General features: G+C 40.8%; 19 protein-coding genes. 14 read left to right on the top strand and 5 right to left on the bottom strand.

The genetic code is table 11. From position 1 onward, the window contains the following. Positions 1-3: 3 nt before the first annotated feature. The 3 genes from M5U24_RS09320 to M5U24_RS09310 form a co-directional block, all read right to left on the bottom strand. Positions 4-582, bottom strand: coding sequence for a BREX protein BrxB domain-containing protein (locus M5U24_RS09320; RefSeq protein WP_099325981.1), 579 nt, complete (start codon positions 580-582; stop codon positions 4-6). Then, entirely contained in the window at positions 557-1,345 is a 789-nt protein-coding gene (locus M5U24_RS09315) for a BrxA family protein (protein ID WP_298202248.1), read from the bottom strand. Before M5U24_RS09315 ends, M5U24_RS09320 begins: the two co-directional genes overlap by 26 nt. An 87-nt stretch (positions 1,346-1,432) precedes the next feature. Continuing rightward, on the bottom strand, positions 1,433-1,741 hold the full coding sequence (locus M5U24_RS09310) for a hypothetical protein (RefSeq protein ID WP_298202246.1): 309 nt from the start codon (positions 1,739-1,741) through the stop codon (positions 1,433-1,435). Positions 1,742-3,489: 1,748 nt separating this feature from the next. On the opposite strand from M5U24_RS09310, the gene rd reads away from it, so the two are divergent. From rd to M5U24_RS09245, 13 genes are all read left to right on the top strand, one after another. After that, the gene (gene rd / locus M5U24_RS09305) at positions 3,490-3,651 is read left to right on the top strand and encodes a rubredoxin (RefSeq protein ID WP_099325985.1); all 162 of its coding nucleotides are present in this window, start codon (positions 3,490-3,492) and stop codon (positions 3,649-3,651) included. A 208-nt stretch (positions 3,652-3,859) separates the two neighbouring features. Next, entirely contained in the window at positions 3,860-4,276 is a 417-nt protein-coding gene (locus tag M5U24_RS09300) for a hypothetical protein (protein WP_164995425.1), read from the top strand. Next, positions 4,273-5,217 carry a thioredoxin-disulfide reductase gene (gene trxB / locus M5U24_RS09295; protein WP_099325987.1) on the top strand — a complete coding sequence of 315 codons (945 nt, stop codon included), beginning with the start codon at positions 4,273-4,275 and terminating at the stop codon, positions 5,215-5,217. The genes M5U24_RS09300 and trxB overlap by 4 nt, the downstream gene beginning before the upstream one ends. A 62-nt stretch (positions 5,218-5,279) precedes the next feature. Next, positions 5,280-5,723, top strand: a complete 444-nt coding sequence (locus tag M5U24_RS09290; RefSeq protein WP_099325988.1) for a ferritin family protein — start codon at positions 5,280-5,282, stop codon at positions 5,721-5,723. 990 nt (positions 5,724-6,713) lie between these two features. Then, positions 6,714-8,159 (top strand): adenylate/guanylate cyclase domain-containing protein, encoded by a 1,446-nt coding sequence (locus tag M5U24_RS09285; RefSeq protein WP_099325989.1) that lies wholly within the window; start codon positions 6,714-6,716, stop codon positions 8,157-8,159. A gap of 21 nt (positions 8,160-8,180) precedes the next feature. Beyond that, positions 8,181-8,561 carry a response regulator gene (locus tag M5U24_RS09280; protein ID WP_099325990.1) on the top strand — a complete coding sequence of 127 codons (381 nt, stop codon included), beginning with the start codon at positions 8,181-8,183 and terminating at the stop codon, positions 8,559-8,561. A 159-nt stretch (positions 8,562-8,720) separates the two neighbouring features. Beyond that, positions 8,721-9,491 carry a DUF4912 domain-containing protein gene (locus M5U24_RS09275; protein ID WP_157820632.1) on the top strand — a complete coding sequence of 257 codons (771 nt, stop codon included), beginning with the start codon at positions 8,721-8,723 and terminating at the stop codon, positions 9,489-9,491. A 25-nt stretch (positions 9,492-9,516) separates the two neighbouring features. Continuing rightward, the gene (locus M5U24_RS09270) at positions 9,517-11,103 is read left to right on the top strand and encodes a 1,4-alpha-glucan branching protein domain-containing protein (protein WP_099325992.1); all 1,587 of its coding nucleotides are present in this window, start codon (positions 9,517-9,519) and stop codon (positions 11,101-11,103) included. A 53-nt stretch (positions 11,104-11,156) separates the two neighbouring features. Beyond that, the gene (locus M5U24_RS09265; RefSeq protein WP_099325993.1) at positions 11,157-11,597 is read left to right on the top strand and encodes an Hsp20/alpha crystallin family protein; all 441 of its coding nucleotides are present in this window, start codon (positions 11,157-11,159) and stop codon (positions 11,595-11,597) included. 169 nt (positions 11,598-11,766) lie between these two features. Further along, entirely contained in the window at positions 11,767-12,273 is a 507-nt protein-coding gene (locus tag M5U24_RS09260) for a BCAM0308 family protein (protein WP_099325994.1), read from the top strand. Positions 12,274-12,334: 61 nt separating this feature from the next. Beyond that, entirely contained in the window at positions 12,335-12,802 is a 468-nt protein-coding gene (locus tag M5U24_RS09255; RefSeq protein ID WP_099325995.1) for a universal stress protein, read from the top strand. A 151-nt stretch (positions 12,803-12,953) separates the two neighbouring features. Next, positions 12,954-14,135 carry a methionine adenosyltransferase gene (locus M5U24_RS09250; protein WP_099327080.1) on the top strand — a complete coding sequence of 394 codons (1,182 nt, stop codon included), beginning with the start codon at positions 12,954-12,956 and terminating at the stop codon, positions 14,133-14,135. Between the two features lie 173 nt (positions 14,136-14,308). After that, on the top strand, positions 14,309-14,968 hold the full coding sequence (locus M5U24_RS09245; RefSeq protein WP_099325996.1) for a plastocyanin/azurin family copper-binding protein: 660 nt from the start codon (positions 14,309-14,311) through the stop codon (positions 14,966-14,968). Between the two features lie 112 nt (positions 14,969-15,080). Here M5U24_RS09245 and M5U24_RS09240 read toward each other — a convergent pair whose 3' ends face one another. Continuing rightward, positions 15,081-17,699, bottom strand: coding sequence for a bacteriohemerythrin (locus M5U24_RS09240; RefSeq protein WP_099325997.1), 2,619 nt, complete (start codon positions 17,697-17,699; stop codon positions 15,081-15,083). Positions 17,700-18,141: 442 nt separating this feature from the next. On the opposite strand from M5U24_RS09240, the gene priA reads away from it, so the two are divergent. Further along, positions 18,142-20,427 (top strand): primosomal protein N', encoded by a 2,286-nt coding sequence (gene priA / locus M5U24_RS09235; RefSeq protein ID WP_099325998.1) that lies wholly within the window; start codon positions 18,142-18,144, stop codon positions 20,425-20,427. Between the two features lie 89 nt (positions 20,428-20,516). Here priA and M5U24_RS09230 read toward each other — a convergent pair whose 3' ends face one another. Beyond that, positions 20,517-21,080: a LemA family protein gene (locus tag M5U24_RS09230; protein WP_099325999.1), complete on the bottom strand. Its 564-nt coding sequence runs from the start codon at positions 21,078-21,080 to the stop codon at positions 20,517-20,519. Positions 21,081-21,289: the final 209 nt, after the last annotated feature.

Below are 21,289 nucleotides of genomic sequence, written 5' to 3'. Positions count from 1 at the left end.
ACCTCAGTAAATTTTTACCCTGTAATTATAGCCGCTAATGCCCTCTATTTCCTGAATGTCCATGAACCTAAGCTCGTTTTCGCCTTCTCTTGCACCCGGGTAAAATAAAATCATAGGGACCATAGTTCGGCGGTGCATCTCGTCCAGAAGTTTACTCATACGGTAAATTGCTGGCGCCAGGGCTGCTGCCCGTGTAAGGAACACAATATCGATTTTGGGATTAAGCCCTTCCATAAGTTTTTGAAGCATATCAGGCAATGGGCTGAGCTTTGAGAGGATATTGTTTACAGTTGACTGTGTCCTTTGGAATCCAAATTTTTTCTCTGTTTGTATAACATAGGATAACCCACGTGTTTTCTCAATTCCTTCCCATATGGATTTTGCCAGAGAAATGGTAGTAACCTTCCTTCCTTTATTGTTTAATCTGGTGGCTAAACGGGAGACTTCTTCGCGTAGTTTATATTCTTCCTGCGGTGGATAGCAGAAGATGGCAAAGGGCAAATCATGGTATGCGCTGATACGTAAGGGGTCTGATACCAAATCCTGTTCCAGATTATCAATACGCTCCCGAAGCGATGTCATGAGCTAACTCCTCCGTTGAATGATAGGGAAATTCTATGCGGATGAGCCTTCCAGCGGCATGGTATTTCAGGTATCCTGTCTGATGCGATTCAAGAAACATACGTTCCACGGCCTGGGGTTTGAGGAGAAACAACTTCCAATCCTCATTTTGAATAATAAGCTCTCCGGTAGAAACCCGTGAATGGATAAGAAATGCAACATACGCAAATGCTTCAATGGGCAGGTAGAAGTTGGCTATCTGTTTTTTCGACTTACCTTCCAATATACCAAAGTCCCTCAGAGTTGACATTACCCCCCGTGATAGCCTTCCCTTTACTGAATCACTCCACATCTGGTCAAACATGCCGGGTTTTGCACTTTCTATAAATTTGTATACATCTCCTGATGAAATAGCAAGTTGTCCTGCGTAATATCGGTCAAAAAGATCAAGGATCACGAAATCATAAAAGAAATCGTCAATTTTTGCTGTGTGATAATACATAATAGAGCGGATAATGGATAAATCAACATTTTTAGCGCATAAAAATTTCAGAGCCTTCCATGCATAGCTTGACTCTTTTGTAACAAACCGGGCGAGGAAGTATCGTTTAACAATCTCATTGGTCCATGAACGGGATCTCTTTCCTAAAACATTTTTGCGCACGATATGCTCTACCCACGTATTAATATCTACCGCAGGATCGAATATATCTAATAAAATGCGCGTTTCATCAATGAATGCGCCGCCGTGTGCTAACCATGTCATGTATTTTTTTTCTGCCATTCAGAATAACCAACCCTAATGTTTGTATTTTTAAATGAAGGCGGTATGACAACCAAATATTACTTAGTTCCTTAACTAAACCACTCTCTATGCGGGTGTGAATAGCAAAAGCGGTGCTATTGTATCTACAAAAAAATATTCTTTAGTATATTGCGAGTAGGAATGTTTTAAGGTTCGCACTGGAGCAGAAGAAAACAAGGACAAAGGTAACACTTTAGTTTTTTGAAAAATTCCAATAATCGCAATGTAGGGGCGAAGCATTTGCTGTAAATTGTCATAAATGCGTTCATACCCAAAACGGGCAAATGCTTCGCCCCTACTTTTCCAAAAAACTAAAGTGTTACGGACAAAGGCGTTTATCAAATTAAGTAGATGATGAACTGTATCAGATACCACTCATCGGGGTATAATCCCTTCTGCCCAGATAAATCAATCTGATGATAAGTTTTGAGCGATACCATCTCACGATGATTGGAGTTAGCTAGTGCTTCGGCCTCATCAGCCTGGAAAGTAAACTTTCAGTCAGAAGTATTGCAACATGAGCGACACACACGTGGAAGTGAGGTGTACCCCATTGTCAAGACAGATTTGATCGATGCGCTTCCCTCTTGTTTGTAGCTATAGTAGTAGAAGGCTTTGAAAGGATCCAACAGATCAACTATTCGGGCTTGTATCTTCTGATTTCACTCCCCGTAAGCCGGAAATACTTCGCACGCTTTGTTGAGTTTATCTTTGTATGCAACAATTGATCCTTTAGTGCCAAAGTGTTTTTTCAATAGCTTTAATGATTCCGGACGTGGATCGTCTTTGCCTTCTGCCAAATAATTGCGGTGCTCAAGTTTACTCTTTGGTTATGCTTGAATATGAAGCGAGAACTGAAATGGAATCTGTTGATACGGCTTTACATAATCAAACATCAGTATTGCAGTTCCGATAGTCTCAAAATCAAGATTATAATTGTAATCTCTATTTAAGTAAAATTCGCCAAAAACAACGGAGGCTTTTAAGGCGGTAACTCAAGCCTTCTTTTTAGCCTTTTTATCTGCCCTCTTTTCTTTGAGGGTTTTGGTAGGTTTTTTCTTTTCTTCTTTACGAGAGTCTTTTCCTTTACTCATTTTTTTTTCTCCTTTTTATAGATGAACTGATATGAAATTGTTTTCTCCATGTGATGCAATATTAAAACAAAAAACGAAGATGATTGCCATTTTTTTATTCTAAACTGGTTGCCATTTCAGTGCTGAGACTATGCCTGTCGCGAGGGCAATTCCCGTCGAAGGTTCTTCTTTGGGTACCGCCATAAAGGTTGCAAACACGGCCACGTCGTAGTTTTGGCGCCACTCGGTACTGGAAATTGTTAAAGGTCGATTTGTAACACTTTAGCCTTTTGAAAAATTCCAACAATAACGATGTTTGCCGCATAGTGTAGGGGCGAAGCATTTGCCATAAATTGTCATAAATGCGTTCATACCCAAACTGGCAAATGCTTCGCCCCTACTTTTTCAAAAAACTAAATTGTTACAAAAAACATCACTTTTTTTAAAATAGTGTAAAACATCTTTGAAAAACGTGGGAAAAAGGTGTCCTTACTTTTCAGGAAAGAAACATATTTTGAATGAAAAACCGTAAATAGCAGAGAAAAAAGCATGCTCACCTATCGCTTCAAAAAATATATCTTATTGGTTGATAACTATCATTGTGGTAGTGTAAAATATATACGCTTGCATACGCATTAAAAATTTGTCTTCCTGTTTCAGCGGAAAGAAATAGGGCTTGATTGCCACCTAATTTATTGCTTGGCCTTTAAAATAATTGTAAGATTATATGTTTTTTGTCGTGATAAAGATTTAAATTCGGTATATAAAAAAAGGGTAACTATTCAGCGTAAACGATACACGGCTCGTTCCCAAACTCCAGTTTGGGAATGCATTTGTTCGAGAAACTCCGGTTTCTCGCCTGTTTGCTGATAGATAGGGAATAAAATCACAGGGTTAAGACAGTTTGTAATTCGTCAAGTCTGACACGCACTGGAAACAAAGTTTCCAGTGCAATTGTGTTCCCAAACTGTGGTTTGGTAACGAGTTGCGCTCTGATCTCCGGTAGTTTAATAAATTACGCTGAATAGTTACAAAAAAGGAGGATTTATAATGGAAAAATGGGAATGTAGTGTTTGCGGCTACGTATATGATCCGGAAAAAGGTGACCCGGATAACGGGGTTGCACCTGGGACTTCTTTTGAATCGATACAAGATGATTGGGTCTGCCCTTCATGTGGTGCGAACAAGGATTTATTTGACAAACTCGACTAATGGTAATTTTTTTCATCTTATTCTTATGCTAAAATTTCTTCTCAAAAAAAACATTCGGGTTTACGCTGCTGTTATTAGTATGCTGATGACACTTTCGTTCTGTAAATACGCTGCAACTGGTACAGAAAAGAGAGATGAAACAAGCCGACCCTCTGTAACATATTCAAACCCCTATTTTAAAGGAACCATGGAAGAGAGGTTTTCTCAAGTGGAAAAGATATCCAAACTTTTTGGAGTAGAATGCGATCATTGTCATAATGAAGAGTTAACTGTTTTTACGGAAAATGGTGAAATTTCAAAAAAAATGATGGCTGCCTCTGTTGCCCTTGGAGTAGATTGCGATTATTGTCATATAGACGGTAAGCGCTATACCGAAAAAGAAAACCAGGCAAGGAATATGTTTGAGCTTTCCGAAACGATGGCGGTTGAATGCAATTTTTGTCATATGGGGAAAGAGAAACTGACGTCACGAGGGTTGCAGGCAAAAACTGCTTTTCTAACACGTGATTGGGCGACAAAAGGTTCAAAGCAATGCCTGGAATGTCATATTGAGAAAAAACAATTTGCGCTGAATTTTTATGGCTGGCAGGTTTTAAATGCCATGAAAGGATTAAAGGGGATGTGAACAGGGATTACGATGTAATAATAGTGGGTGGCGGGCCTGCAGCACTTGCAGCGGCGGTTTACACTTGCCGGGCATTATTAAAGACGGTGGTTTTTGAAAGAAAAATTACCGGCGGTCAGTTAGCCGGCACAGATATGATAGAGAATTATCCTGGGTTCCCAGACGTAATCAGCGGCGTAGACTTAACACAGCGGATGGAAGAACAGGCGAAGCGCTTTGGATTGATTGTCCGCTATGAAGAGGTTCTGAAACTAACAGTAGAAGATGGACTGAAGGTAGTAACCACAGATACTGGTGTGTATGCAAGTTATGCGGTTATTCTTGCCTGCGGAGCCGATCCAAGAAAATTAGATATACCGGGTGAAAATGAGTTTTACGGAAGAGGTGTCAGTTATTGCGCTACTTGTGACGGGGCATTTTTCCGAGACAAAGATGTAGTTGTCGTTGGTGGCGGTGATTCCGCTTTGACGGAAGGTATTTTCCTGACAAAATATGTTAAAACAGTTCAAATAATTCACCGGGGGGAAGCATTCAAAGCCGCAAAGATTTATCAGGAAGATGCTTTCGCCAATCCGAAGATACACGTCAGTTTTAATACCACCGTAGAAGAAATTCATGGCAAAGAAAGTGTAGAAGGCATTATTACAAGAAATGTGGTTACAGGGGAGAAAAATAGTTTGCCCTGTCAGGGTATTTTCATTTTTATTGGAAGTGTGCCGAATACCTCATTTTTGGGAAATTTGTTGTGCGTTGATACGGGTTGCCACATTGAAACAAACATGCACATGGAAACGGAAATAGAGGGTGTCTATGCTGTCGGCGATGTGAGAAAATGGTCATACCGGCAAATTGCAACTTCGGTGGGTGACGGCGTTACAGCGGCTATTGCTGCCGAACATAAACTTGCCGAATTGAAGGCGTTAGGCAAAATAAAAAACTAACTTGATACGTTTAAATAAAAAATCCATGTTATAACTTTTAACGGTAGGGAGGGATTGCAATAATGAATGTAAAAGAACTCATTGAAAAAGCTGTAATGCATGAAGACAAATCGCAGAAGTTTTATTTGGATGCCTTAAAGCATGTTACAGACCCAGCAGCGAAGGTCTGGTTAAAAGAACTTGCGGCAGAAGAGGTAAAGCACAAGGAGATGTTGCTAAATTTTGATACGTCCAAAGTGATGAGTTTCAAACCTGGCGAAACACAGGATTTGCATATCTCAGAATTCCTGGTAGACAAGGACGTCTCTGAAATCAAAGATTTTCAGGATGTATTGATTATTGCCATGAAGAAGGAACAAAAGTCATATAATTTTTATGTTAGTATGTCTCAATCAACCGATAGCATGGAGATGAAAAAAATGTGCAGAATTCTGGCACAGGAAGAACTAAAGCATAAACATAAATTAGAAGTAGCCTATGATGATATGGTGTTTTCAGAAAATTAAATGTAGCCTGCTAAGTTCCATGCGACACCTAAAGTAGATGGATTTATCGAGGCCATTTATTCTTAATATTTAGATGCATTAATCCATCGATAACAGTATGCAGAAGGGTAACTAAGGGATGCCGTAGGGCGAAGACTGGTGTTACCCTTCTGCGCTCTCCGCAATTTTTCTTCTCACGTAGCCCCCTAGTTTATTCTTTCTCATAATAAACTACAAAATGAACTTCATAGGGTGTTTTATAGCCAAACAAATATGATTTTAGAAAGTTTGGCAACAAAATGGCTTTCTGAAAAATAGATTTATTGTATTAGTTTAGTTTTTTGAAAAAGATATTCACGTGTGCCTTTTATGTGATTGGGACTTCCGCCATGTTTTAAGGAAACGTTACAGTAGTGTTAACCCTGTCAGGGTTGTTTCGTCCTGACCCCTTGAACGATTACAAAAAATTGGGAATAATCCCTGGCGCTTTTCTTCAGTAACTACAAACTCAACATCGGTTTCGAAACCGATGTTGAGTTCCTCGAAATGGGTTCATGATTCGTTTCCAGTCACCGCAATCTTCTCCTTGACTTGGCTCAAAATTGCCGTTTTGCATATGTTCCACGCCTTGTTGTGCAAACAGGTGGCTACACTGGCGGGTTTTCGCCATCTCAGGTGCGGGGAACTGTCAAATTGCTTATTGACAAAATCTTGTTTCCTGTTATAAGAATGGCACGTCTGCGGAAAAATTATAGACTAACGAGCCGTGTTTATTTACGCGTAAAGATTGTAAAAAGGCAACATTTCAGTTTTTTGAAAAAACTCAATAAAACTAAGAATTCCGTATTGGTTTAGTTTTTTGTAAGTTTTTATTCGTGTTTCTCCATTACCCTGTTAATACTCTATGCGTTTTGTGTTTAAAATCTTTTTGGTTGAGGTTTTGCTTCGCCGCATATATGTTTTTTATAAATAACTACAGGTAAAATACCCCCCCTTTTATTAACAGTAACAATGTCCCAAATCAATCTTGAAAAACTGGTTTCCAAAAAAGATTTGTTCAGTCTTTTGAAAGACTTAATAAACGTATTGGGAAACCCAATAGAAATTCAAGGCAAAGAAGGGAAAACCATTGCCTCCTTTTGTGATCAACCAGACGTAAACGTACAAACCCATAATGACGTCATAAGTACAAACAACACCTATCCTATAAAGCTCAACGACATTGCCATAGGCTGGGTAAAAGGGGACCAACCGGCTCACGTATTTTCAGAACTGCTTTCATATCTGGCAAATAAAGAGTTTGAAAAAAAATCCCTTGCCAGCGATATGCTTGACAAATACAGGGAAATAAACCTCCTTTACGACATCGCAGATAAAATAGCCGCATGCACTGAAGTTAAGGACGTTGCGCAGTTGATTATTGACGAGGCAAGGCAGTTAATAAACGCAACAAACGCTTCCCTGATGCTGTTGAACGACAATAATACACTTGAAATACTGTCGGCGTATGGAGAGGAATATATCCCAAAGACCATATTGCAATCAGGAGAAGGCATTGCCGGGAATGTGGCCGTTACCGGCGTCGCAGAGATAGTGAATGACGTTGCTTCTGACCCGAGATTTGTGAATGGACACAATGCTGTTTCTTCCTTACTATGCGCCCCGCTCAGGCTTAAGGACAGGATTTTAGGCGTAATGAACCTCAGCAGCCGCTCCCCTTACCCTTATAGCGCCAGAGACCTGAAGCTGCTCAGTATTTTTGCGTCCCAGGCGGCGTCTTCCATTGAGAATGCCATTTTATATGAAAACAGAATGAAGACGGAAAATATTAAGGCGCATTTACAACGTTATGTTTCGCCCCAGATTGTAAGCTCCATCCTGGAAGATTCCGGGGGAAATTCACTAAACCCATCAAAAAAGAAAATATCCATTCTGTTTTCCGACATTAGAAATTTTTCCACTGTATGCGAGAAGCTTGCACCTGAAAAAATTGTAACATATCTCAATGAGTATTTTTCACATATGGTGGAAATAATATTTGAACATCAGGGCACAGTAAACAAATTTGTAGGCGACATGATTGTTGCCTTCTTCGGCGCTCCTTTTCATTGCGATAATAATGAAACGCAGGCAATTAAATCTGCTATTAAAATGCAGCAATGCATTAAAAAAACGGGCAGTAGTTGGATACGGGATAATTTTACTACCGGCATCGGCATAACTGCCGGAGAAGTGGTGGTTGGCAATATAGGCTCTCCCCGGCATATGGACTATACAGCAATAGGTGATGAAGTAAATATCGCAGACAGGCTGCAATCCCTTGCAAAAGGCGGACAAATATTGGTGGAGCATAATGTATATCATGCAACCAAAAACATATTTGAATTTGAAAAATTTGGCAAAATCACCGTAAAAGGCAAAGAAAAACCAATAGATATCTTTAACGTAATTTATTAGATAACAAAGGGGGGGAGTAGTATGCCGAAGGTATTAATTGTAGATGATGAGCCACATATAAGACTGTTGCTGGAACAAACGCTTGAAGAATTTGAAGAGAAAGGAGTGGAAATTATCACTGCCGGAAATGGCAAACAAGCGTTGGAATTAATAAAAAAAGAGACGCCCGATATTGTCTATCTTGACGTAATGATGCCGGAAATGAATGGCTATGATGTATGCAATGCGGTAAAAAACAACTCTGCACTGAAGGGCGTCTATATCATTCTGCTTACTGCAAAAGGGCAGGAATATGACAAAAAAAGGGGTGACGATTCAGGCGCAGATATTTATATGACAAAACCCTTTAATCCCGATGTGATCATTGCAAAGACAGCAAGCATTTTGAATATAACATTATAACTGCGTTAATGAATTTCATTGACTATTCCTTGTTGTTTACAGTATAATCAATTTCAATATGTGACTGTAAAATACTATTATACAACTACTTATGAATATGCTTGCCTGTGGATGCATTTTCAGAATTTATGATTTTTTGAAACTATGGACAAAGACGTTATGAAAGAAATCTTCCTCTTAATCCTGGAGATTTTTAAAGCGCTGACAGAGATCTTGTGGGAAAAAATAAAATACGTTTTAAAAATACTTTGGATTCGGTTTTTTGGTTATGAAGAAATACCTCAAGAGAAAAAAGAAGCGGTAGTGGAATGGGGGGTTACAGGGGAAGATGAATGGCCTGGCATAACTGAAACAGAGACGAAAGAGCCTCCGGTAAAAGAAATGGTGGTCTCTCCCCCATCCGCAATTCCCGATCTTCCGGATAGCTACGGGGAAAATCGAATCGTAATCATGCAGAGAGACCCATTATGCCTTTTCTGCTATTGGGAACTACAGCAGGCCAAAATAGACAACTTCCTGAAAAACCTTTCTACGTTGGCGTATGACGCAAGCCTCGTCCTGAGAGTGTATGATGTGACAAACATTCTTTTTGACGGCAATAATGCCAATAAGTATTTTGATAGTGTCTTAGTGCAGGGAGCCAAAGACTGGTATATTCATTTAGAGGAACCAAACAGGTCATTCTGTGCAGACATAGGCTTTTTAACCTCAGACGGAACCTTCCATATGCTGACAAGGTCAAATACCATAACAACACCAGGTATGTGCCCTTCTGATATAACAGAAGATCAGCGGGTTGAAATTGAAGCGCCTTATGAAAAGGTGTATGCTTCTATGGGCATTGATGCAGCTTCACATGTCCCTGAAAGCGCCTCTGCGAAGTGGCAAAGATTTTTTTCACACATTTTATCATCCAGTGAAATTTGCTGATTAGTTCTCATTCTGAAAAAGATATATGAAAAAAGGCTATCTATCCTTAATATTGCATGCCCATTTGCCCTATGTCCGCCATCCGGAATTTGATGCATACCTTGAAGAAGATTGGCTCTTTGAGGCAGTGGCCGAAACATATATCCCGCTGATTAATGTGTTTGATAACCTGATAAATGAACACATTGATTTTCGTATTACAATGACTCTGACTCCTCCACTTATTTCAATGCTTACCGATGAACTTCTGCAGCAGCGTTGCCTCCGGTACATAGAAAAACGACTCGAACTTGCGGAAAAAGAGATTAAACGGACAAATAATCAATCCGAATTTAATCAAATTGCAAGGATGTACTATAATCATTTCCACGATGCAAGATATGTATTTGCGGAAAAATACCAGAGAAACATTATTACTGCGTTTAAAAAATTCCAGGATGCCGGAAAAATGGAAATTATTACCTCCTGTGCTACGCATAGCTTCCTTCCTCTTATGAATAATAATGTAAATGCGATGCGGGCGCAGATACACGTTGCCATGAATCATTATGAAAAACATTTTGGCAGAAAACCGCGTGGAATATGGCTTCCCGAATGTGCTTACGAACCCGGCATTGACCAGCTTCTTAAAGAAGAAGGTATCAGGTTTTTCATAGCCGAGGCACACGGACTCCTCTTTGCCTCGCCACGGCCAAAATACGGTATCTATGCCCCCATAGTATGCCCGTCAGGGGTTGCTGTTTTCGGGAGAGACATAGAATCTTCCAAGCAGGTTTGGAGTTCCAAAGAAGGATATCCAGGCGACTTTTATTATCGAGAATTTTACAGGGATATCGGCTTTGACCTTGATTATGACTATGTAAAGCCGTATCTCCATGGCGATGGAAAACGTTCGAATGTTGGGATAAAATATTACCGCATTACCGGAAAAACAAATCACAAAGAGCCTTATTCAATAGAAATGGCGCGGAACAAGGCTGCGGAACACGCCGGGAATTTTATGTTTAACCGGGAAAAACAAGCAGAATATCTGGATTCCCTGATGGATAGAACACCGATTATCATTGCCCCGTACGACGCTGAACTCTTTGGTCACTGGTGGTTTGAAGGTCCGCTCTGGATTGATTTTCTTTTCAGAAAGATTGCGTTTGACCAGCAGACGATTTCGCTGATTACCCCTTTGGAATATCTTGACAGATATCCTGAAAACCAATGCGCCGTCCCTTCCGCCTCCAGTTGGGGATATAAAGGTTACAGCGAATACTGGCTGAATGATAAAAATGACTGGATTTACCGCCATCTTCACATAGCGGCAGATCGTATGGTTGCGCTGGCAAGAACATACCCCCGCACCGATAAATATTCCATACAACAGCGGGCCTTGAACCAGGCCGCACGGGAACTTTTATTGGCACAAAGCAGTGACTGGGCGTTTATCATGAAAGCCGGAACCATGGTAGAATACGCCGTAAAACGAACAAAAGAACACCTCTTTCAATTCAATAAACTTTATAATGATATCCGGGCAAATGCTATTGATGAAAAATGGCTTTGTGAAATAGAACATAAAAATAATATATTCCCCGATATAAACTATTGCATTTACCAGTAATAGCAGCAATTATTTTTATTATCCCATACATTTTTAGAGAAGGAGACACGAACATGTCCTCTGAAATGATGAAGTGGCCTTATCTGCCAATGATGGACACATTCAAAAAAGAAATGAATAAACTTTTCGATACCTTTGGAGGTATCGGCGAAAATGTTTTCCGGGAATGGATGCCCCCTCTTGACATATCCGAGACAGGAGAAACCGTTGTTGTTAAGGCCGAAATACCCGGTGTTGACCCAAAGGAGATCCACATATCCGTTAAAAACGATGCGCTTACCATAAGAGGCGAAAAGAAAGGAGAGAAGGAAGAAAAGGGGAAAAACTATCATTTTATCGAAAGGAGATACGGAAGTTTTGTGAGAACTGTTTTACTACCTACCGCCGTTAAATATGAGCAGGCAAAGGCGGAATACAGAAATGGCATTCTGGAAATAACGTTGCCAAAGCAGGAAAAAGAAGAATCGAAAAAGATTCCGATAAAAGTGAATTAAATGCTGGACCACGGTTATTGCATAACTATCCCGGCTTTCAATAACTCTTTGGCATGATAAACCATGACAGGAGTATACGCTCAAACAAGACCCTTGTTTTTTTGCGCTTTCTGACAAAAGGAAATCTGTACGACGTTTTTTCAGATGCGCGAAAGGAGGAATGCCTAGTATGAAAATACCAAAAGATGTAGGCAAATTTGCCCGTGACAAAATACATGCAGAAAACGACCCGTATTTGCCCAAAAAAGGGTTCATTGATTACTCTATATGTAAAGATTGCAATGCGATTTATCACAATAAAAAATGGTTTCTGGACGCCAATCTTTATGAACAAAAAAAATCCCTGAAGGATATTAACTGGGTAGAATGCCCTGCATGTAAAAAAACAAAGGAAAACGTGCCCAGCGGTATTGTTACTTTGAAGGGAGAATTTTTGCAACAACACAAACAGGAAATTCTGAACCTCATTAAAAACGAGGATGACCGGTCGAAGAAGTTTAATCCGCTAAAAAGAATCATGAAGATTGATGAAAAAGGCGGGGAAATTGAAATCTTTACTACCTCAGCAAAACTCGCACAACGTATCGGCTCGATTCTGCACAAGGCTTACAATGGAGAAGTAGATTATAAAAAACATGAAAATGCAAAATTCATGCGTGTTGCATGGACGCGTTGATTGCATGGCAAGCGCTTTGTAATAATCCGGTAAAATAACTTTATACTGAGGGGCCGATAGCATGATTATTGTCAAAAATATTCTCTTCCCAACCGATTTTTCTCCATGCGCTAAACAAGCTTTACAATATGCCTTATCCCTTGCCACGCTCTTTAAGGCAAAACTGCATATCCTCTATGTTGTTCCAAGAATGAATGTCTCCATTAGCGCAGGCGGGGTAATGTATCCCATTTTAAAGGTATATGAAGATATGGAAGGAAAAGCAAAAAAGAAGATGCATCACTTAATCCCAAAAAGGTTTCTGGAACAAATAGAGGTAAATAATATCATTGTTCGTGGCACGCCATATGTGGAAATTATAAAAGTTGCCAAAAAACAGAACATCGATCTTATCACCATTGCAACACACGGGCGTACAGGGATTTCCCATGCCCTTATGGGCAGCACGGCTGAAAGAGTGGTGAGGAAGGCGCCATGTCCCGTTTTAACAATCAAGCACCCGGAACATGAATTTGTAATCCCCGCATAATGTATTTCAATTTCTTATTCTTTAAGTACCGCCGTTGCCTGAATCAGAGTGAGAGGTAAACAACCCCTCTTGCCCCCCTTTATTAATGGGGAATAAGGCACAATCGGCAGTCGGCAAATTGCAGATTGCAGACTGTAGACCGAGGCTTTTTATGGAAATAATAATAGAACAAACACGGGAAACGCCCGTCGGCAAATCTTCGGTAGAGATTGTGGAACGTAAGGGCATAGGACATCCTGACACACTTTGCGACGGCGCAGCAGAAGAGTTAAGCAAGGCCTTTTCAAAATACTATTTGGAGCATTTTGGAAGAATCCTGCACCATAATGTCGATAAATGTCTTCTGGTGGGCGGATGCGCTGAAGTCTCTTTCGGAGGCGGCAGGGTAACCGTTCCTATGAAATTAATTATGGCAGGCCGCGCCACTGAATATGCCGGAAATAGCAAAATACCACTGGAAGAAATTGCAAAAGAAACCATTTATGCGTGGCTAAGGAATCGCATGCGATTCCTGGAACCGGAGAAGAATGTTGTCATTGATATGCAGACAAGAACAGGAAGCGCAGATTTACGGGCAACCTATGATAGTACGCAGCTTTCGGCAAACGATACTTCGGTTGGCGTAGGGTTTTCACCAATGACGGAACTGGAATCCATTGTGTATTCCACCGAACAATTTCTCAATTCTGCAGAAACAAAACGCAATTACCCCATGGTCGGCGAAGATATTAAAATTATGGGGATCAGATTAAACGATCAAATAAATCTTACTATTGCCATTGCCTTTGTAGCCCGATTCATTTCATCAAAAGAAGAATACCTCAAAATCAAACGTCTTCTCGCAGAATACATCGATGCATTTATTAAAAAACATACCTCAAAAAGAATCACCAGTGTCATCAACGCCGCAGATGATGCAGAGAGGAATATTTACTACCTGACCGTTACAGGTACAAGCGCGGAGTGCGGAGACGACGGACAGGTAGGAAGGGGAAACAGGGTAAACGGCCTTATTACCCCCTATCGTCCTATGACGATGGAAGCGACTGCGGGGAAAAACCCTGTTACCCATACAGGAAAATTATACAATATAGCCGCGCATGAAATATCCAGGGAACTTACACAGAATGCGGATATTCACAATGCAGAATGCTATCTGGTGAGCCAGATAGGAAAACCTATTACCGAACCGCAAATTGTGCACATAAAAATACATTCCTCCATTACCAGAGAGTCCCTGGAAGACATATGCACAAATATTGCAAAGAAACATCTCCACCTGATACCGCAATTGTGGGAGAGTATTTTAGAACAACGTTTTACCCTCTTTTAAATCAGGCTGCTTTTGGCAGCGACTTTATTATGTTGTTAATGTTAATGTAGAGACGCATTGCATGCGTCTTTCTGTTGTGTCGGTAAGTTCTTTTGTGTCGACATTATTATCAATCATTTAAAACAGCACATATTTTCATGGCAATTCTATTTAGCAAGGAGAAATTTACTTAAATGGCTATAAAAATAAGCTTCAATTCCGGCAGGATAAAATTCCTCATACACCTTTCGGTTTTTATCAGTGCGTTATGTTTTGTAATGAATACAGACGCTGGAGAAAAAAAGACGGGAGAGATACATGGCACCGTAGTAGCAAAAAAGGCAAAATATAGAAAACATGCTATTGCTTATATAGAAAAGACATCTGAAACGTACGACACTCCCGTTGAACATGCCGTTATGGACCAAAAAAATATCACATTTATCCCCCATGTCCTTCCTTTATTAAAAGGTACAACGGTAGATTTCCTGAACAGCGACGATGTACGGCACAATATCTATTCTTCTGATGATGTTGCAGATAATATGAATCTTGGCTCATGGTTTAAGGGGGAAACACGATCTTTTACTTTTAACAAAACAGGAGTGGCAACAATGCGATGTAACGTGCATAGTGATATGTTGGCTTATATTGTAGTATTGCAGAATCCGTATTTTTCCAGGGTAGACGATGAAGGCTTTTTTACAATAAACAATGTGCCGGAAGGTAAATATACTTTAAAACTTTGGACGGCGCCAAAAAGAGTCTTGTGGGGAAAATATCCTGAAGCAAAAGATATATCAATTGAAGTAACTGCGGGGGGGATTACGAAGGTTGCCTTTACAATCGAATAACCGCACAATGAAATATACACCGATAATCTTTTAGGGAGCATTTCCGAATAATCCTCTGATTTTGTGAGCCAGTGGGGTGGGGTACGGGCAATTCCACCTCCTCTGGTTTTCCTTAAAAGACACCCTTTGCATTCAAATAGGGGCCATACTTTCTGTCTTCAGTAAGGATATGGTCAATAATCCAATCTTTAAACAAATCCAGCGCCTCCATATTCATCTCCATGTCTTCATTACTGATTTGCTTTTTTATTTTCATTATATCTTCTATCAGCCTCTGATGTTTCATTCGATGGGATTCATAATCATTATAGTAGTGTTCTCTTAATAAGTTTTCTTCCTCGGCAAAATGATATAAAACGAAATCAATTAAAAAACTTATTGATGCGTCTAAAATGGGAGTTTCTTTTTTTGAATCGATTGCTTCGCAAAGTTTATTTGCCTTTGCCAGCAGCTGTTTGTGGTGGTAATCGATTTTTTGTATATTGATGCAATACTCATTTCTCCAGTAGAAAATAGGTAGGCTGTTGAGGGTTGGGTCTAACAGATGTTTTCTTCTTTTTTTAAATGTTTCGAAAAGTTTCCATCGTATTACCGGGATATCCCTGAGTTCGTTGCCTGATATTTTACAAATCTCAACCGGTTCCGTTGCGCGAATCTTAAACAGGCTGGGCATACCGAAAAGCATGCCTTCTTCACCGAAGAAATCGCCTTCTTCCAGGGTTTCCAATACGTCCTTTCCGATATAGATTTGCAACTTTCCCATCTTAACAACATAAAGATCGGAGCAGTTTTTATCCAAAAAGATTTCTCCTTCGGGATAGTGGTGGAAACTCATTGCGCGCGTAAGCATAACCTGCCTTAGATATGATATGGAATAACCAAGAAGCCATGTCTTTTGCAGGAATTTTCTTTTTTCCTGTATTTTCTCAATCCTGCCATACAGTTCATTCTTCTTTACAAACCCGATATACAATGAGTGGGGCAGTCTTAATGCCTGCACAAAACTTGCCGCACGATACGTATCTGCCGAAGGGGCATTGTTCAGAGCTGACATTTCACCAATCAAAGCGCCCGCAGACAATATGCCCTGTCTTCCCGTGCCGGCTTGTATGTGTTCTACGTTTCCGGTTAAAATTAAAAAAATATCATCCGGGATGGTTCCTCCCTTTAGCATGATCGTTTCCGGATTAAACGAAATTACCGGGTTGTTTAACAGGATTCTTACCTGATAAAGAGGCACGGAGGGGAAGTACGATTTCAGATGTTGAAAGGCATATTGGCGGGCATACTCCTGATGGGTGGGAATTAATACGTCAACCATTCCAAAAGGGGCGCCTGAGCCGATTTCTTTCTGCTGACTGGTCAATTCCGAAGAGGTATGCGATAATATAATCTTTTCCGATGTATCCTCCCGGAAATCTTCTGCTTTCCCATGAATCAATCCGCCCCCGATATCAATTTTTTTTAAGGTGACTTCTTGTAAATATTCTTTTTCTACCCGGTCATAAAACTTTTTGGAAATCCCGGAGCCTGCGTTGTCCTCTGAAATCATGCCGTTTAACGCATCAAGGTCTACGGTATCAGCATAGTGTGCATAGGTTTTATAGCCATCTTCACATAAAGCGCGAAAAATGAATATGTTGTTTTCCACGGGGTGGGGGGAAATCATAGGGTATACCTCTAAGCCGTCAATATTATTCCAGACGTTAAACTCAAGATCGTTGACTTCAAAGTAATCGGAAAAATTTTTCTCTTCAATGGAAACCAACGCGGAGAGTTTTTTCGCGACAGAGACACGCACCAATGGAGTAGCAAAATACTTGACACGGTGATCCGCCCGCATTAATGTAGTAAGTCCGGCAAAATGGTCATCGTGGGCGTGGGTATGGAAGATGCCTTCAATCTCGTTAACATTAATTCCTAATGCTATAAGACTATTGGCAATATTCGGTTCTGCGTCAATCAGATATACTTTCCCCTGAAACATTATAATGCTTGACATAGCAGGGCGTTTGATATCCCATCCATCGCCCTGCCCGGAGTGAATTATCGCAAAATACTCCCTCTTTATGTTGTGAAACCCAAGTGAATAGGGGGCGCTGTAGTTTTCGTGGCGGGCAAGATTCAGGTCAACCGTAATAAACTCGCCTTGGTACTGCAATTCAAAGACATTCAGGCGTAAATGTCTGATAAACACGCCATTTCGAATTTCCGTAGGCTCGTTTTTCACTATTACGGCGTCGAGAAGATCTTTAGTTTTATGGATTTTTCCATAGGCAAATTTTAACTTTACATTCATTAATTCCTTTGCCTCGTCAGGAGACATACCGGCGTTTATTAATTCTTCTTCAGATACCAAACCGTAATTGCCTCTATATATATATTGCATTTGAGCCTCTACTTGGTCCTCTGACCCAATAAGCATTGGTTTGGCATTTGTATTATTGGGGTGATTGGGCAACATCATTCCCTGGCGGTAGAGCATCTGCATTACGGGAAATTCTGCAAGATTTGCAAATCTTCCATTTTGTACTAACAAGTCTGACAATAAAATAGCATTAGGCCCCGATTCATACTTATCTTCCCCTACTATTCTGTTTTGGATAAACCCCTGTTTTTTTAAATGTTTTACGGCATCCGCCGGGCAACCACACAAGATATAAACACCGGCTTCGGGTATTTCTACCCAAAAGACTCCATTCGTAATCTTGCATTTTCTTAATTTGGACATTTATAAAAACCTTCCTGCAAATACTAAAAATAGAACGTAAACTATTATAGCCAAACAAATACTGTTGCCGAAAGATGAGCAATAAAATTCACTGTAAGGGGTGACACGGACAAACTTGTTTGTCCGTGTCACCCCTTACAGTGAATGATAGAAGCACCATTTTGCGTGACTTTTCATAAACGCTAAAACTATACCATTGTACCCATGGCAAGTAAATTAATTTTAAATAATTCATAACAATTTAGTACCTTATCGGTAATTTCTTTGTATTTCTTGGCAAAATATTTAATTGTGAAATCCGAAATGCTCAATATACTAGAGAGGTTCACAATTTGTGATGTATCAACTTGATACAAGGCAATTATTCCATAAGGGGCGGCACTGACAAGCCTTGCTTGTCAGTGATATAATTAGTTAACAATAAAACTCTCTTTCATCAGCGATGAGCATTGCAGATAAATCATCAAAACTTCAAGATACGCCAACCGGCCAGACGCTACAGCAATTATTTGCGGAAGTGGTTTTCAATATTCCGTTAAACAAGCTGTTTCACTACAGCGTGCCTCCGGATTTAAGGGAACTCCTCACGCCTGGTATGCGTGTAAAAGCGCCTTTTGGCAATAAGGTAATTACAGGTTTTTGCGTAGGCCTTACCACCATACCTTCCGTATATAAGACCAAAGATCTCATGGGGATACTGGATGCGTTTCCTCTGGCGGACGAGACTATGCTCAGGATTACAAAATGGCTTTCTTCCTACTATTGCTGCGGATGGGGAGAGGCGATACATGCGGTGATACCGCCGGTCGTCAGGCGCGGCGCTAAGGAAAAGATTGACATTTTTGTTACCTGTGGCAAACCCCTTACCGCTTTTGAAAAAGAAACGATTTTGCAATCAAAAAAACGCGCGATAAAACAAGCGAAGGTGATGGAATTCCTTTTTAACCAGGCGCAAAATACAGAAATACGCGCAAAAGAGCTGATGAAGGCGACCGGCGGCACTATGTCAATGCTCAGGCAGTTGGAACGGGAAAACCTCCTGCAATTGGAAGAACGGCAGGCAGATGCCGTAAATGCCCAGAAGGGAGGTGCACCTGTACAACATTTAGCGCTTTCCGAAGAACAGCAGGCCGCCTTCACCTTAATCAAAGAGAAACTGGCGGAACCGTCTCAGGGAATCATCCTGCTTCATGGCATAACTGGAAGCGGGAAAACGGAACTATATCTTCAGACAATAGCCAAACTATTGGAACAGGGGAGAAAAGCCCTGTTTCTTGTCCCGGAGATATCGCTTACCTCTCAAAGTATTCAGAGGATAAAGGAAAGATTCAATAACGTGGCGGTATTGCACAGTCATTTACAAGGCGCCTTTCACCACGCACAGTGGAAAGATATAAAGGAGGGCAGGGTGGACGTTGTTGTCGGCGCCAGGTCATCTATTTTTGCTCCGCTGAAGGACGTGGGGTTGATCATTCTTGATGAAGAACACGAGAATACGTATAAACAGGAAAACAGCCCCAGGTATAATGCGCGTGATATAGCCATTCTCAGGGCAACCTACGAAAATGCAATGGTTATATTGGGCACCGCTACTCCGTCGCTGGAAAGCTATTATGAGGCGGAAAAGGGGAATTATACAAAGATAGTCCTTTCCAAAAGGATCGGAACCCTTCAACTTCCGCAGGTTGAAATCGTGGATATGCTTGAAGAAGTACGTAAGAAAAGGGGATACCATGTTGTATCACAACGGCTTGAATATTATATGAAACAGGCATTGTCCCGGAGGGAGCAGGTAATTTTATTTTTAAACCGCAGGGGTTTTACCCCTTACATTCATTGTAAGAGGTGCGGATTTGTATTAAAATGCCACCGGTGTGATATCCCCCTTACCTTTCACAAAAAGTTAAACATCGTACTGTGCCATTACTGTCATGCGGAGGCAATCCCCCCGGAATCATGTCCGGATTGTATGGCAAATTATATTAATTACCGTGGTTTTGGCACTGAAAAAATAGAAGAGGTGATTGCTAAAAAATTTCCCGGATATAACATTCTCCGGATGGACAGCGATTCCATGCGATCACACGGCTCCCATGAAAAGGCATTAAAGGCATTCGGAGAAGGAGAATTCCAGATATTACTCGGCACACAAATGATTGCAAAGGGTCTGGACTTCCCCAATGTTACCCTGGTTGGCGTAATTTCTGCGGATACCATGCTGAATCTTCCGGATTTTCGTGCAGGCGAAAGGACCTTCCAGTTAATATCTCAGGTTGCGGGACGTACGGGAAGAGGGCAAAAGGGGGGACGCGTGATAGTGCAGTCCTTTAATCCAAGACATTACAGCATTACCTACGCAGCAGCCCATGACTATGAAGGTTTTGCAAAAAAGGAATTGGAATATAGAAGGCCATTGAACTATCCCCCGTTTGGCAGGATGGCAAGGATTATCTTTCGGGGCGCATCGGAAAAAAACACAGAGGAAAAGGCATCGGTGATTGCCGGTAAACTGAAAGAAATCGCAAAAGAAAGCAATAATCAACTGCAAATACTGGGGCCGTCGCCCGCCCCGGTAATGAAAATTAATAATCTGTTCCGATGGCATCTTCTGCTAAAAGCAAAAGACCACCAGCGCATCCATGATGCATTGCTATGCGTTGCCGATACGTTGAAACCAACAAAAGGCGTCCAGTCGCTCGTTGATGTCGACCCCTATATGATGTTATAGCACCGGCATTTTTATTTTTTTGCATGCTTGTATGTCTGGCTTCTCAATGAACATTTAATCCGATATTCCTGACGATATGGTTGTTTTCCCTAAAATTTTACTTTAGGCACTTCCTTCTCTGCCTCTGATACTTCAAAATAACTTGCCTCTGTTACACCAACACGTGCGGCAAAGAATCTGCCAAAAAAACTTTTTATATAGGTGTTAAGTTCTTTTACTGAATCGTTATAGCGTTTACGCTCTACGGAAATCCGGTTTTCAGAACCTTCCAATGTATCCTGTAGCTTAAGAAATGATTCATTTGCCTTGAGATCCGGGTATGCTTCTCTGAATGCAAGCAGGCGGGAAAGAAAACCTTCGATCTGTGTTGCAGCCTTTGCCTTATCCGCAATTGTTCCTGCGCTAAAATATCCCCTGCGGGCCTCCGCAAGTTTTTCAAAAACTTCTCTTTCGTGCGATGCATAACCTTTTACGGTTTCTACCAGATTAGGAATGAGGTCATACCTTCGCTTAAGCTGTGTATCCACTTGTGACCATGAGTTCTTGACGTTTTCATTCAGTTTTACCACCTTATTGTATCCTTTGACATACCAGGAAACAGCAATGATTCCTACAAAAACCAAAACAGCAATGACAGGTAATATCTTTCTCATAACCGCCTTCCAATAATATATTGTAAAGTTAATTTAGTACTGTTTTAGGGACATAGAAGAATTTAATATGCCAGTAATTATCATTACTTTGCTCAGTTCTCAGTTCTCAGTCCTCAGTCCTCAGTCCTCAATCCTCAGTCCTCAATCTGCAATTTGCCGACTGCCTACAATCGGACTGCCGATTGCCGAGCACTACGGTATAATAGAAA

Origin of the sequence: Candidatus Kuenenia sp. (assembly GCF_027493735.1) — a bacterium.
Taxonomy (GTDB): domain Bacteria; phylum Planctomycetota; class Brocadiia; order Brocadiales; family Brocadiaceae; genus Kuenenia; species Kuenenia stuttgartiensis_A.
Note: the sequence above shows the minus strand (reverse complement) of the source record. Positions and strands in the feature narration are given on the sequence as shown.